The 14,290-nt window shown below is 75.5% G+C and carries 10 protein-coding genes; 6 read left to right on the forward strand and 4 right to left on the reverse strand.

What is annotated here, in order from left to right:
• Positions 1 to 116 precede the first annotated feature (116 nt).
• The gene (locus IW256_RS24530) at positions 117 to 1,937 is read left to right on the forward strand and encodes a CocE/NonD family hydrolase (RefSeq protein ID WP_307829030.1); all 1,821 of its coding nucleotides are present in this window, start codon (positions 117 to 119) and stop codon (positions 1,935 to 1,937) included.
• Between the two features lie 3 nt (positions 1,938 to 1,940).
• Here the strand turns inward: IW256_RS24530 and IW256_RS24535 are convergent, their stop codons facing one another.
• Together IW256_RS24535 and IW256_RS24540 are read right to left on the reverse strand one after the other, a co-directional pair.
• Entirely contained in the window at positions 1,941 to 2,396 is a 456-nt protein-coding gene (locus IW256_RS24535) for a peroxiredoxin (protein ID WP_197013218.1), read from the reverse strand.
• The gene (locus IW256_RS24540) at positions 2,383 to 3,048 is read right to left on the reverse strand and encodes a histone deacetylase (RefSeq protein WP_197013219.1); all 666 of its coding nucleotides are present in this window, start codon (positions 3,046 to 3,048) and stop codon (positions 2,383 to 2,385) included. The genes IW256_RS24535 and IW256_RS24540 overlap by 14 nt, the downstream gene beginning before the upstream one ends.
• 280 nt (positions 3,049 to 3,328) lie before the next feature.
• On the opposite strand from IW256_RS24540, the gene IW256_RS24545 reads away from it, so the two are divergent.
• Positions 3,329 to 4,561 carry a glycosyltransferase gene (locus tag IW256_RS24545; RefSeq protein ID WP_307829031.1) on the forward strand — a complete coding sequence of 411 codons (1,233 nt, stop codon included), beginning with the start codon at positions 3,329 to 3,331 and terminating at the stop codon, positions 4,559 to 4,561.
• Positions 4,562 to 4,748: 187 nt separating this feature from the next.
• A complete protein-coding gene (locus IW256_RS42350; RefSeq protein ID WP_197013221.1) occupies positions 4,749 to 7,688 on the forward strand; it encodes a helix-turn-helix transcriptional regulator in 2,940 nt (979 codons plus the stop codon).
• 6 nt (positions 7,689 to 7,694) lie between these two features.
• On the opposite strand, the gene IW256_RS24555 is transcribed toward IW256_RS42350, so the two are convergent.
• Both IW256_RS24555 and IW256_RS24560 read right to left on the reverse strand, forming a co-directional pair.
• Positions 7,695 to 8,762, reverse strand: a complete 1,068-nt coding sequence (locus IW256_RS24555; protein ID WP_197013222.1) for an NAD(P)H-dependent amine dehydrogenase family protein — start codon at positions 8,760 to 8,762, stop codon at positions 7,695 to 7,697.
• Positions 8,763 to 8,771: 9 nt separating this feature from the next.
• The gene (locus IW256_RS24560; protein WP_197013223.1) at positions 8,772 to 9,557 is read right to left on the reverse strand and encodes an SDR family oxidoreductase; all 786 of its coding nucleotides are present in this window, start codon (positions 9,555 to 9,557) and stop codon (positions 8,772 to 8,774) included.
• A gap of 187 nt (positions 9,558 to 9,744) precedes the next feature.
• Between IW256_RS24560 and lanKC the strand changes: the two genes are divergently transcribed.
• Genes lanKC through IW256_RS24575 form a run of 3 tightly spaced genes read left to right on the forward strand, consistent with a single transcriptional unit; the run spans position 9,745 to position 14,200 of the window.
• Positions 9,745 to 12,297 (forward strand): class III lanthionine synthetase LanKC, encoded by a 2,553-nt coding sequence (lanKC, locus tag IW256_RS24565; RefSeq protein WP_197013224.1) that lies wholly within the window; start codon positions 9,745 to 9,747, stop codon positions 12,295 to 12,297.
• 6 nt (positions 12,298 to 12,303) lie between these two features.
• Positions 12,304 to 12,420, forward strand: coding sequence for a SapB/AmfS family lanthipeptide (locus tag IW256_RS24570; protein ID WP_197013225.1), 117 nt, complete (start codon positions 12,304 to 12,306; stop codon positions 12,418 to 12,420).
• A 58-nt stretch (positions 12,421 to 12,478) separates the two neighbouring features.
• The gene (locus IW256_RS24575) at positions 12,479 to 14,200 is read left to right on the forward strand and encodes an ATP-binding cassette domain-containing protein (protein ID WP_197013226.1); all 1,722 of its coding nucleotides are present in this window, start codon (positions 12,479 to 12,481) and stop codon (positions 14,198 to 14,200) included.
• Positions 14,201 to 14,290: the final 90 nt, after the last annotated feature.

Consider the following 14,290-nt stretch of genomic DNA (forward strand, 5'->3'; position numbering starts at 1 on the left):
CCCGCCCGCACACGAACGGTCAGCCGGCCGCGGAAGGCGCGCTACGATCGGTGACGGAGAGTGATCGTCCGCGTCGCGTGGACGGAGCCCGCCGAACGCCGATTACGATCGTTCGAGTGGTAGGTCTGGGTCTCATGCGCCGTCTGGGGACCACGGCGCTCGGACTTCCGAACGGTCCCCACCGGGTGTCGGTGGAGCGCGACCTGGAGGTCCCGACCGCCGACGGGATCGCGCTGCTGGCCGATCGCTACGCGCCGGTCGACGTGGAGCGTCCCCCCACCGTGCTGGTCCGCTCCCCCTATGGCAGGCGCGGCCCGTTCGGGCTGATGTGCGGGCAGACGTTCGCCTCGCACGGCTTCCAGGCGGTGGTCCAGAGCGTCCGCGGCGGCTTCGGCTCGGGCGGCGTGTTCGAACCCCTGGACGAGGGCGAGGACGGCCTGGCGACCATCGCGTGGCTGAAGGAGCAGCCGTGGTTCGGCGGCACGTTCGCCATGCACGGCCCCAGCTACCTCGGGTACGTGCAGTGGGCGGTCGCCGCCGAGGCCGGGCCGGAGCTGCGGGCGCTCTCGATGCAGGTGACCGCCTCCCAGTTCCGGGACGCCATCAACGTCGGCGGCACCTTCGCGCTGGAGTCCACGCTGATCTGGGTCGACCTCACCTCGCGGATGAAGCATCCGCTCTCCGGCATCACCACCGGGATCATGTCGCCCCGGCGGGCCCGCCGCGCCGCGCTGTCCGGCCGCCCGCTCGCCGAGCTGGACGTGCTGGCCACCGGCGAGCAGCAGCGCTTCTTCCAGGACCTGCTGGTGAACGGCCCCGACACCCCGTTCTGGGACAAGCGCGACTTCAGCCCCACGGTGTCGCGGGTGCGTGCCCCGGTGAACATGACCGGCGGCTGGTACGACATCTTCCTGCCCTGGCAGCTCAAGGACTACGCGGCGCTGCGCGCGGCCGGGCACCGCCCGTACCTGACCATCGGCCCGTGGACGCACGCCGACCAGCGCATGATGCGCGACTCGATCGGCGAGTCGCTGAGCTGGTTCCGCGCCCACCTGCTGGACGATCCCGGCGGGCTGCGCGAGCGTCCCGTCCGGGTGTACGTCACCGACGCCGGTTCGCGGCGGTCGGTCGGCACGGTCTGGTCGGGGCCCACCGGGGAGTGGCGGGAGTTCCCCGACTGGCCCGTCCCCGGGATGCGGGAGCGGCGCTGGCACCTGCAGCCCGGCGGCGGGCTGTCGCGCGACCGGCCGCCCGCCGCGTCCGAGCCGGACCGGTACCGCTACGACCCGGCGCACCCGACGCCGTTCCTGGGCGGCCCCACGCTGATGGGCGACAACCACCCGGTGACCGACCAGCGGCGCCTGGAACGCCGCCGGGACGTGCTCACCTACACCTCCGGGGAGCTGGCCGAGGACCTGGAGATCATCGGGCCGGTCACGGCGGAGCTGTTCGTCCGTTCGGACCGGGAGCACACCGACTTCGTCGTCCGGCTCTGCGACGTGGCGCCGGACGGGGAGTCGCGCAACCTGTGCGAGGGGATGCGGCGGCTGGTCCCGGGCACGCCCGAGGCCGGCGCGGACGGCGTGCGGCAGGTCGCGCTGGAGCTGTGGCCGGCCGGGCACCGGTTCCGGGCCGGCCACCGGATCCGGGTACAGGTGTGCAGCGGTGCCTACCCCCGGGTGGCCCGCAATCCCGGCACCGGCGAGCCGATCGGGACCGCGCACCGGATGCTGACCGCCGACCAGGAGATCTTCCACGACCCCGGCCGCCCCTCGGCGATCGTCCTCCCCGAGATGCCCGAGGTCCCCAAGCCCCCGGACACCGAGGACACGACGGACGCCACGGGTGCCACGGGTGCTACGGACGTCCGGGAGGACCTGGAGGCCGCGGAGGGCGTGGAGGCCGCGGACGCGCCGGACGCCGCGCCGGGCCCGTGAGGCTCAGGCCCCGCGGGCGCGCAGGGCCGCCAGGGCGCGGTCGGCGTGGACGTTCATCCGGATCTCGCTCTTCACGATCTCCAGCACCCGGCGGTCGGTGTCGATGACGAACGTCTGCCGCTTGGTCGGCGCGAGCGCGATGCCCCGCTTCACCCCGAAACGGGCCCGGACGGTGCCGTCGGCGTCCGACAGGAGGGGGTAGCCGAACCCGTGCTTGTCGGCGAACTCCTTCTGTCTGCCGACCTCGTCGCCGCTGATCCCGACCGGATGCGCGCCGACCTCGGCCAGCTCGGCGGCCAGGTCACGGAAGTGGCAGGCCTCCGCGGTGCAGCCGGGCGTCAGCGCGGCCGGGTAGAAGAAGAGCACGACCGGGCCCTGCTCCAGCAGCCCGGTCAGCGTGCGGGTCCGGCCCGTCTCGTCCGGAAGCTCGAAGTCCTCGACCACGTCACCCACGTTCATGAGCCGAACGTACAGCAGCGCCCGGCCGGCGCAGCAGGGCGGTGATCCTCGGCACCGGCCACGCCCCGTCCGCTCCGGGCCGGGCGCCGAGGTAGGAGGCGGCGCGTTCGCAGGTCCAGCCGTGCGCCTCGCGCAGGCCGTGGCCGAGCATGGCCAGGTACGGGGCGGCCGGGGCGTTCAGTTCCGCCTCGGCGGCGCCGTGCGGGGAGGTGAAGGTGAGCATGGGATGCCCCCGGTGCTCGCCGACCTTGAGGACGGTCTCGTACCGTCCCGGGCCGAGCGTCTGGCGGCCCGTGGCCAGGACCTCCGCGAGGTCCGGGTCGGCGCCCTCCCCGGCTTCGCGGCGCATCTCCTGGGCCACGACGTCGCAGAACTGCTGCCGGGTGAGGAGGTAGGCGCGGGCCGCCGCCCGGCCGGGCAGGCGGGGGTCGTAGAACGCCATGCCGCCGCCCCAGGTGAGCGAGGTGAGCGCGAAGTAGATGCCGTCGGGCAGGGTGACGGGCCGGGCGTCCCTGGCCGGCCGCGGGTCACGGCATCCGGTGTAGGTGCGCGCGCCGCCCCGTGGCCGCCCTCCGGACAGGTAGCAGGCGAAGCGTTCCTGGAAGAGGTTGGAGCCGTACGCCACGTACCAGACCGCCGCTTCGCCGCTCATGGGCCGCCAGTCTACGAACGGACGGATCCACCGCACGGGGGCCGAGCAGGCAAAATCCGCTCAACGCGACACCGCCGTGCACAGTGCTCATCCGGCTCGGATGGTATGACGTCGGTCACGGTTCCCCTGGTCCGGGCCCTTTTTCCCGGCGCGGACGTTTCAGCGGCGCTCGACCGGAAAGACAAAGACCGAGCGGGTGTCTAAGACGCAGATACCTCCAGGTTTCACCTTTGCTAACCCGGAGGATCTCGTCATGGTTCGCACTTTGCACATTGCCCTCGTGTCCGCCTCCGACCTCGACGGCGAGCACGTCCAGGCGATCCACATGCGAGAGCTGGCCCGAGCCCTCGCCCGCCCCGTGCAGGGCGACACCCGCGGCCACCAGGTCACGCTGTACACACGCCGCCAGGACGGTGCGGCCCGTACGCGCAGCCGCCTGGCGCCGGGTGCGATGCTCCATCAGATCGACGCCGGCCCAGCCCGGCGGCTGACGGACGCCGAGCTGCTGGACCACGTCCGCGAGTTCGCCGACGGGCTGCGCGCTCTCTGGTCGGGCGCCGGACGTCCCGATGTGGTCCACGCGCACGGCTGGATCGGCGGGCTCGCCGCCTGCGCGGTGGCCCGTGAGCTGGACATCCCCTTTGTGGAGAGCCCGCACGGCCTGGGCATGACGGAGCGGCGCGCCGGCCGGGAGGTCCACCCCGCGCGGCCCCGGCTGGAGTCGGCGATCGGCCGCGAGGCCGCGGCCGTCGTGGCCGCCTGCGGCTCCGAGACCGACGCGCTGGTCCGGATGGGCGTCCCGCGCAAGAGGATCACGGTGGTTCCGTACGGTGTGGACGGCGAGCAGTTCAGCCAGGTCGGCCCGGCCATGCCGCGCGGCGACCGGGACCGGCTGGTGACGGTCTGCCGGGACCTTGAGGACGGCGGCGTGGCCACCGCGATCCGCGCCCTGGTGCACGTCCCCGACGCCGAGCTGACGGTGGCCGGCGGCCCGCCCCGCGAGGAGCTGGAGAACGACCCGGCCGTGCACCGGCTGCGGCTGCTGGCCAAGGAGCTGCACGTCGAGGACCGGGTGATCTTCCTGGGCCGGCTGCCCCGCAAGTCGCTGCCCCGGCTGCTGCGCACCGCCAGGCTGGCCCTGTGCCTGGCCCCGCACCAGCCCTCCCCGCTGGCGCCGCTGGAGGCCATGGCCTGCGGCGTCCCGGTGGTCGCCTCCCGTACCGGCGGCAACGCCGACTCCGTGCTGGACGGGATCACCGGCCTGCACGTCCCGGCGGACCGGCCCGTGATGATCGGCCGGGCGATCCGCCACCTGCTCTCCGAGGAGACCACCCTCCACGGGTACGCGATCGCCGCCGCCGACCGGGCCCACTCCCGCTTCGCCTGGGACCGGATCGCCGCCGAGACGCTCCGTACCTACGCCAAGGTCCTTCCCCCCGAGCCCGAGCCCGCCGAGGCCGCGGAGGACGCCGAGGCCGTCGAGATGGAACGCGAGCCCGCCCTCGCGGGATGACCCCCGGTGGAGATCGGGGCCCCGGTCCGACCGCGCCCGGACCGGGGCCCCGTCGTGTCCGGCCCCGGCTCCCGGCCCCGTGCTCCCGCCCCCGTGCCCACGCCCCGTGCCCACGCCCCGCGTCCGGCCCGCGCTCCCGCGGTGACGGCGGACGCGGCACCGCCCGGCGGGTGCCATACTCGGCGGCATGGGGGAAGGCGAGCGTTCCGGGGTGCTGATCGGCCGTACCGCGGAGCTGGCCACGCTCACCGCCGCGCTCGACCGGGCCGCCGCCGGCTCGGCCGGGGTCGTCCTGGTCAGCGGTGACGCCGGGGCCGGCAAGTCGCACCTGGTCGCCACGCTCGCCCGGGCCGCCCGCGAACGCGGCTGCGCCGTCCTGGTCGGCCAGTGCGCCGAACTCGGCGAGAGCATGCCCTACCTGCCCCTGGCGGACGCGTTGTGGACCGGATCGCGCGACCCCGAGCTGCACGCGGCGCTGGAGGCCCGTCCCGTGCTGCGGCGGCTGCTCCCGGACGGGCAGGAGCCCGGGGCCCCGGCGGGCGGCGGGGCGTCCGAGCTGGGCCGGCAGCAGGTGTACGGCGCGGTGCTCGGGCTGCTGGGCGAGCTGGGGCGCAGGAGCCCGGTGGTGCTCGTCCTGGAGGACCTGCACTGGGCCGACCGTTCCACCCGCCATCTGCTGACCTTCCTCAGCCGCGTGCTCCAGCACGAGCGGGTCTGCCTGATCGGCACCTACCGTTCCGACGACCTGCACCGGCGGCATCCGCTGCGGCCGGTGGTCGCCGAGCTGCTGCGCCTGCCGAACGTGACCGCCGCCGAGGTCGGCCCGTTCGGGCCGGACGAGACCGGCGAGTACCTCGCCGCGCTCGCCGGGGACGGCGTCCCGCCCACCGCCGAGGAGATCGCGCGGGTGCACCTGCGGTCCGAGGGGAACCCGTTCTACGCGGCCGAGCTCTACACCGCGGCGCGGGACGGCGAGGAGATGCCCGCCCTGCTCGCCGACCTCCTGCTCGCCCGGGTCGAGCGCCTGTCGGAGAACGCCGCGCGGGTGGTGCGGGCGGCGTCGGTGGCCGGCCGACGGGTGGACGACGAGCTGGTCCGCCGGGTCTCCGCGCTGGACGAGGCGACCGTCGGCGAGGCGCTCCGCGAGATCGTCCACCACCAGCTGCTGGTCCCGGACGGGGCCGAGGGCTACACGTTCCGGCACGCCCTGCTCCGCGAGGCCGTGTACGCCGACCTGCTGCCGGGCGAGCGGACCCGGCTGCACGCCGCGTTCGCCGCCCTGCTCGCCGACGGGCCCGCCGCCGGGCACGCCCGCGCCGCCGCCGAGCTGGCCCATCACAGCCTGGCCGCGCACGATCTGCCCGCCGCGTTCACCGCCTCCCTGCGGGCGGGACGCGAGGCCGACCGGATGGGCGCACCGGACGAGGCCCACGAGCACTACGACCGCGCCCTCTCCCTGTGGGACGCCGTTCCCGATCCCGAGCAGGCCGCCGGGGCGGGGCGGGTCCGCGTCGAGCTGGACGCGGCCCGCGCCTCCGGCCGGGCCGGGGACACCCGCCGCGCGGTCTCCCGGCTCCGCCGCCTGCTGGAGTCCGCGCCCCGCGACGACGTCCGGCTGGGCGTCCTGCTGCGCGAGAAGCTGGCCCATCACCTGGTCGATCTCGACCCGGAGGAGGCGACCGCCGTCGCCCGTGAGGCCGTCGGGATGCTGCCCGCCGAGCCGCCGACCCCCGAACGCGCCGCCGCCCTGGCGACGTACGCGCGCAACCTGCTCATCAGGGAGGAGGACCCGCGGATCCCCGCCATCGCCGAGGAGGCCATCGCCGCGGCGCGCGCCACCGGCACCGCCCACGCCGAGGCCAGCGCGCTGGTCACGCTGGGCTTCCACCGCGAGTCGCGGGACCCCGCCCCCGAGGTCCAGGCGCTGTTCGCCCGGGCCCGGGACCTGGCGATCGAGGACGGCAACCACCAGGTGGCGCTGCGGGCCGCCTTCCACCACGCCCGCGCGATGTTCGACCGCGGCGACCTGGACGGCGCCGCCCGCGCCGCCGACGAGGCGATGCGGTTCGTCCGCGCCAACGGCCTGGGCTGGAGCTCCTACGGGACCACGCTGCGGTGCCTGGAGTTCCTGATCCGCTACACGACGGGCGACTGGGAGGCGGCCGGCCGGCTGGCCGGCGGGTTCCAGGTCAGGGTGGTCCGGCCGGTCGAGGCCCAGGTCTCCGCGTACGCGCTGTTCGTCGAGGTCGCCCGGGGCGAGGACATCACCGAGCGGATGCGCTGGCTGGAGCGTGTCTGGCCGCAGGACCCCTTCATCGCCTACGTCGCCCGCGGCCTGGCCGCCGAGGACGCCCTGTGGCGGGGCGACACCGACGCCGCCCTGGAGCACACGACGGCCCTGCTGGCCTCCATGGCGCCCCGCGACGTCGCGGCGATCAGGATCATCGGCACCGCGCTGTGGGCGCAGGCCGACCGCGCCGTCCGGGCCCGGGCCTCCGGTGACGCCGAGACGGCGGAGGCCGCCGCGAAGGCCGCCGACGACCTCCTCGAACGCGCCCGCACGGCGGCGTCCACCACCCCGGACGGACGGCCGCGCACCTGGCTCGGGCTGGAAGGCCACGCCTGGCTGGCCCGGGCCGAGGCCGAACGCGCCCGCGCCCACGGCGACGACGACCCCGGGCTGTGGCGGGCCGCCGTCGCGGCGTTCTCCTACGGCTTCACCTACGAGGTGGCACGTTCCCGCCGGCGCCTGGCCGAGGCCCTCGCCGTGCGGGGCGCGCGGGAGGAGGCCGCCGCCGAGTGGGGCGCGGCCCTCCGGGACGCCGAGGCCCTGGGTGCGGCCCCGCTCGTCCGGGCGCTGCGCGATCTGGGCACGCGGGCCCGCCTGGGCGCGTCCCGCCCCGCCCCCTCCCCCGCCGCCGGGCTCACCGCCCGCGAGCGGGAGGTGCTCGCGCTGGTCGCCGCGGGCCGTAACAACAAGGAGATCGCGGCGGCCCTCTTCATCTCGCCCAAGACCGCCAGCGTCCACGTCTCCAACATCCTGGCCAAGCTGGGGGTGACGAGCCGTACGCAGGCCGCCGCCAAGGCCCGTGACGAGGACCTTCTCGGCGACCGGCCGCGCCGCTGAGGCCGTCTAGCGGAGCAGGCCCCTGCCCGGGATCAGGGGGAGGTCCAGGGCGGTGAGCAGGCCGGGCGGGGCCTCCACCACGGCGGGGACGGCGTTGACCAGGCGCATCGCGGTGGCCTTCAGGCCGGCGGTGTTGTGGTCGCCGTCGCCGCCGAGGAGCTGGAGATCGAGGGTGTAGTCGGGCTCGCCGCGGACCTCGATCCGGTAGCAGCCCGCCCCGGTGGGCTGGGGCCAGTCGGGCGCCAGGTCGTCACGGAGCCGGGTGACGTGCTCCAGCACGATGACCGGCCGGCCGCCGAGCATGCCGCGGACCTCGAACCGGAGCGCCGCGGCGGTGCCCTTCTCGATGGTGCCGGAGGCGACGTGGAAGGTCTCGGGCGCGGGGAGGCGGTGGTGCCGTTCGGTGATCTCGTCGAGCTCGGCGCCCAGTCCGGCGGCGATCTGCCGGACGACGCTGCCCCAGGCCATGGTGAGGACGCCTGGCTGCAGGAGCATGGGGGTCTCGTCGAGGGGGCCGCCGAAGCCCATGATGTCGAACAGGACGGTGCCCTGGTCGTAGGTGGCGTAGTTGAGGATCTCCAGGCAGCGGACCTCGTCGACGCGCTCGCTGATGCCGGTGAGGGCGAGCGGCAGGACGTCGTTGGCGAAGCCGGGGTCGATGCCGTTGACGAAGAGGGAGGCGCCGCCCTCGGCCGCCGCCTCGCGGACCGGGCCCGACATCTCCGGCGGGACGACGCCGTCGGGGAACTGCAGGAAGACCGGGCTGCTGGACACGACGTTCACGCCGGACCGCAGGATGCGGCACAGGTCGCCGATGGCCTCCGTGATCCGGACGTCGGCCATGGAGGTGTAGACGACGCAGTCGGGGCGCAGGGCGAGGAGGGCGTCGGCGTCGCCGGTGGCGGTGACGCCCAGCGGGCGGTCCAGCCCGGCCAGCTCGCCGGCGTCCTTGCCCTCCTTGGCGGGGTTGGAGACCCAGACCCCGGCGAGTTCGAGGTCGGGGTGGGCGTCGATGCCGATCAGGGCGTTGCGGCCGACGTTGCCCGTGCTCCACTGGACGACGCGGTAGGTCATCGGGGTCTCCTAGAGGTCGGGGAGGCCGAGGTCGAGGTTGGGCGTGTCGATGCCCCCGTCCACCCGCAGCACGCTGCCGGTGACGTACGCGGAGGCCGGGGCGGAGAGGTAGACGGCGGCCGCGGCCACGTCCTCGGGGTCGCCGATGCGGCCCAGCGGGGTGCCGGACTCCATCTCGGTGCGCATCCGGTCGTCGGCCATCACGATGTCGAGCGCCGAGGTGGCGACGGAACCGACGGCGATGGCGTTGACCCGGATCCTGGGCGCCAGGTCGAGGGCGGCCAGCCGGGTGTAGTGCGCGAGGGCGGCCTTGGCGCTGCCGTAAGCGAGATAGCCCCGTCCGGCCACGCGACCCATCACCGAGGAGATGTTGACGACGGCGCCGCCGCGTTCCAGCAGGTGCGGCACGGCGGCGCGGGTGAGCGCGTGCGCGGTGCTCACATTGAACTGGAACGCGTTCTCAAGATGGCGGGGCTCGGTGTCCATGAAGGCGCGGGGCAGGGCGCCGCCCATGTTGTTGACCACGATGTCCAGGCGGCCGAACGCGTCGGCGGCGCGGGCCGCGAGGCCGGCCGCGGCCTCGGGGTCGCTCAGGTCGGCCGGGACGACCAGGGCCCGGCGGCCTGCGGCCTCGATCCGCTCCGCGACCTCCTTCAGCTGGTCTTCGGTGCGGGCGGAGACGACGACGTCGGCACCGGCCTCGGCCAGCGCCACCGCGCAGGCGGCGCCGATCCCGCGGCCCGCGCCGGTCACCACCGCGACCCGGTCGGTGACCAGGAACCGATCGCCGATCATCGGCCTCACCTCCGGCGGCCAGCGTAACCAAAACTAGAACGTGTTTCAATCCGCTGCCGCCGGAGAAGTTCACGGCCCGGCGCGTTACTTCTTCACGGCCCACTCGTGATGTCTGCTACTGGTGCGCGTTCCGGCGTTTTGGAATTCTCCTCCTGGAACAAGCCCCCCGGCCCGGAGAGGGAGCGCCATGGACAAGAGGTACGAGCTTTATTGCCTTGCCGACAGACTTTTCTATGATGCTCCGCCGGCCACCCGTGAGACCGATTTCGCCATTTCGTCCCGGCCCCTTCCCTCCGGATGGAGACGGCGGTTCATGGACGAGTGGCTGTGCTACGAACCGCCGGCCGCCCGGACGCCGGCGCAGGGCTGGAAGATCCATGTGACCGGGTGCGCGGAAAGCGCGGCCGAGGCGCTGGACCGCACCTGGCGCCATTGCGTCGGGAACGGCATCGAGTTCAAGCATCTGCGCGGCCCGGGGGCGCTGCGCATGCGCAACGCCAAATACGCCCCGAGGGGCGCGAGCGGCAAACTCATCACCCTCTATCCCGCCGGCGAGCAGGAGCTGGAACGGGTGATCGGCGAGCTGGGCGCGCTGCTGGACGGGCTGCCCGGGCCGTACATCCTCAGCGACCTGCGCATCGGGGACGGCCCCCTGCACGTCCGGTACGGCGGGTTCGCGCCGCGCCGGTGCCTGGACGAGCGGGGGGAGCTGGTCCCGGCCTTCGAGAACGGGGAGGGCGAGCTGGTCCCCGACCGCCGCTCGCCCGTCTTCACCGTGCCGGACTGGGTCTCCCTCCCGCCGTTCCTCAAGCCCCACCTGGAGGCGCGGGCCGCGACGACCACCGCGGACCTGCCGTACCGGATCGAGAAGGCGCTGCACTTCTCCAACGGCGGCGGCGTCTACGAGGGCACCGACACCCGCACCGGCGAGCGGGTCGTCCTCAAGGAGGCGCGGCCCCACGCGGGCCTGGCCGCCGACGGCGCGGACGCCGTCACCCGGCTCGGACGCGAACGCGACATGCTGACCCGGCTCGCGGGCATCGACGGGGTGCCGGGGGTGCGCGACCACTTCACCCTCGGCGAGCACCACTTCCTCGTCCAGGACCTGGTCGAGGGCCGCACGCTCAACACCTTCTTCGCCGAGCGCCACCCCCTGCTCGACCCCGAGCCCGACCCCGACCGGATCGCCGAGTACACCGACTGGGCGCTGCGCGTGTACGCCGGAGTGGAACGCGTGATCGGCGCGATCCACGAGCGCGGCGTGGTCTACAACGACCTGCACATGTTCAACGTGATGGTCCGTCCCGACGACTCGGTGGCGCTGATCGACTTCGAGGTGGCCGCACCCGCCTCGGAGGCCGGGCGGCAGACCCTCGCCAACCCCGCCTTCCTGGCCCCGCGCGACCGCCGCGGCGCCGACGTCGACCGCTACGGGCTGGCCTGCCTGCGGCTGGCGCTGTTCGCGCCGATGACCACGCTGCTGGTGCTGGACCTGGGCAAGGCCCGGCACCTGGCCGACATCATCGCCGAGCACTTCCCGGTCCCCCGCGGCTTCCTCGACGAGGCGGTCGCCGAGATTGCCAGGGACGTCCCCGGGACGTCCGCGGCGTTCGCGCCCGACCCGCCGGGCTGGCGCCGGGCCCGCGCCGCGCTGGGCTCGGCCGTGCTGGCCGGCGCCACGCCCGGCCGTGACGACCGGCTGTTCCCCGGCGACATCGAGCAGTTCGGCGGCGCCGCGCTCGGCATCGCCCATGGCGCCGCCGGCGTGCTGTACGCCCTGGAGGCGACCGGCGCGGGACGGCGTCCCGCGCACGAGGAGTGGCTGGCGCGGCGGGCCGTCGATCCCCCGCACGGCACCGGCCTGGGGCTCTACGACGGGCTGATGGGCGCGGCGTACGTCCTGGAGGGTCTCGGGTACGCCGAGGCGGCGGCCGCGGCGGTGGAGCGCTGCCTGGCCGAACGCTGGGAACGCCTCGGCACCGACCTGTACGGCGGCCTGCCGGGATACGCGCTGGTCCTCGACCACCTCGCGGCCGCCATGGGCGAGAGCGCGTTCACCGACGCCGCCCGGCGCGCGGCCGACATCGTCGCCGGGCGTTCCGGCGAGGGCGCGCCGGCCCGTCCCGGCCTGATGCACGGCGGGGCGGGGCGCGCGCTGATGTTCATCCGCCTGTACGAGCGCGGGCGGGACGCCTCGCTGCTCGACCTCGCCGCCGCCGCGCTCCGCGCCGACCTGGGCGCCTGCGTCAAGGACCGCAACGGCGCGCTGTACGTCGACCAGGGCTGGCGGGTGATGCCCTACCTCGGCACCGGAAGCGTCGGGATCGGCCTGGTCATCGACGAGTACCTGGCGCTGCGGCACGACGAGGAGTTCGAGGCGGCCCGCGCGGCCATCCGGATCGCCGCCTCCTCCCGCTACTACGCCCAGCCGAGCCTGTTCTCCGGGCGCGCCGGGATGCTGTTCTACCTGGCCCGGCACGACCGGGACGATCCGCTGGTCGCACGGCACGTCCGCGACCTGGCCTGGCACGCGCTGCCGTTCCGGGACGGGCTGGCCATGCCCGGCGAGCACCTCTACCGGCTGTCGATGGACCTGGCCACGGGCACCGCGGGGGTGCTGCTGGCGCTCGGCGCCGCGCTCCACGACCGCCCGGCCGGCCTGCCGTTCCTCGGGACGGCCCTGAGCCCCGCCGTGGAGTCCTCCACGGCGGTCACCTCTCCCCAGCCCGAAAGGAGGTGAAGAGACATGGCGCTTCTCGACCTGCAGGGAATGGTGAGCGAGAACCACTCCGGCGGCGGTCACGGTAACAGCAGCCTGAGCCTGCTGTGCGTGAGCCAGGCCAGCTACACCCTTTGCCTGTAAAGGCCGTGCGGTGGCCATGGCTCCTTCCCGGGGCCATGGCCACCGTTGTGAGGACCGTATGACCACGTTCGAAGGAACCGCGCGACGCCCGCCGGCCGGCCGGCCGGTGCCGCGCGCCGCCCGCGGGGGCGGCGGCTGGACGGCGCTGCTGGCCGGCTCGACGCTGCTGGACGCCGTGGCGGCGACGCTGCTGCCGATGGCGCTGGCCCGCGCGATCGACGCGGTGCTCGCCGCCGGGACCTCCGGCGCGGGCGCCGTGGCCGGGGCGGTCTGGGCCTGCGTCGCGCTGGTCACGGTGTCGGCGGCGGCCGACGTGTGCGCCGAGCTGGCCGCGGGCGGCGGCACCGCCCGCGCGACGGCCCGGCTGCGGCACGGCCTGGCGCGGCACGTGCTGGCCGTGGGCCCGGCGCTGCGGATCCCGCCCGGCGACGTGGCGGGGCGGATGGTGGGGGGCGTCGCCGAGGCGGGCGCGGGCCCGGCCGCGGCCACCCAGGCCGTCACCGCGCTGCTGCCGCCGGCCGGCGCGCTGGCCGTGCTGGGCGTCACCGCCCCCCCGGTGGCGCTGACGGTCGCCGTCGCGATCCCGCTGGTCGCGCTGCTGCTGCGCGCGTTCGTCCGCGACGTCGGCGCCACGGCGGAACGCTACCTGGCCGTGCAGGGGGCGATCGCGGCCCGGCTCGCCGAGGCCCTGGACGGGGCGCGGACGATCGCCGCCGCCGGCACCGCCGGCCGCGAGGCCCGCCGGATCCTGGCGCCGCTGCCCGAACTCGGCGCGGAGGGCCACGCGATGTGGCGCGTGCAGGGCTCGGTCGCGGCGCGCGGGCTGCTGGCGCTGCTGGTCCTGCAGATCGCGGTGGTGACCGTGGCCGGGCTGGAGCTGATGGCGGGACGGACCAGCGCGGGTGGGCTGGTCGCCGCCGTCCAGTACGCCGGGCTCGCCGCCGGGTTCGGCCCGGCCGTCAGCCACCTGCTCCGGCTCGGCCGGGCCCGGGCCGGAGCGGCCCGCGCCGCCGCCATCCTGGCCGAGCCGCCCCGCGCGCACGGCACCGCCACGCTGCCGCCCGGCCCGGGACGGCTGGAGTTCCGCGGGGTGTCGGCGGGCGGCGTCCTGGACGGCCTGGACCTGGTCGTCCCCGGCGGCCTGGCCGTCGCCGTGGTGGGCCGGGCGGGCAGCGGCAAGGCGACGCTGGCCGCGCTCGCGGGACGGCTCGCCGACCCCGACCGCGGCGAGGTGCTGCTGGACGGCGTCCCGCTGCGGCGGCTGAGCCGCGACGCCCTCCGCGGCGCCGTCGGGTACGCGTTCGCCCGGCCCGTCCTGCTCGGCGACACGGTCGGCGACGCCATCGGCCTGGGGGCCGGGCCCGGACCGGAGGGGCCGCCGGAGGCCCGGCTGCGTGAGGCCGCCCGCGCGGCCTGCGCCGACGGCTTCGTCCGCAGGCTCCCCCGGGGGTACGGGACGCCGCTCGCGGACGCGCCGATGTCCGGCGGCGAGATCCAGCGGATCGGGCTGGCCCGCGCGTTCGCCCGGCCCGGCCGGCTGCTGGTGCTCGACGACGCCACCTCCAGCCTCGACACCGCGACCGAGCTGCGGATCACCGAGGCGCTGCTCGGCCCGCTCGGCGACCGGACCCGCCTGGTGACCGCGTACCGGGCCGGCACCGCCGCCCGCGCCGACCTGGTGGTCTGGCTGGAGGCGGGCCGGGTCCGCGGGTGCGGCCGGCACGCCGACCTGTGGCGGGACCCGGCGTACCGGGCGGTCTTCGCGGCCGGGGACCGATGACCACCCGGCGGGAGGCGGCGCGGCTGCTGTGGCGCACCGTGGCCGGCGCCGTGCGCGCCCATCCGCGGCCGGCGGCGCGGCTGGCGTTCT

Origin of the sequence: Actinomadura viridis, assembly GCF_015751755.1 — a bacterium.
GTDB classification, from domain to species: Bacteria; Actinomycetota; Actinomycetes; order Streptosporangiales; family Streptosporangiaceae; genus Spirillospora; species Spirillospora viridis.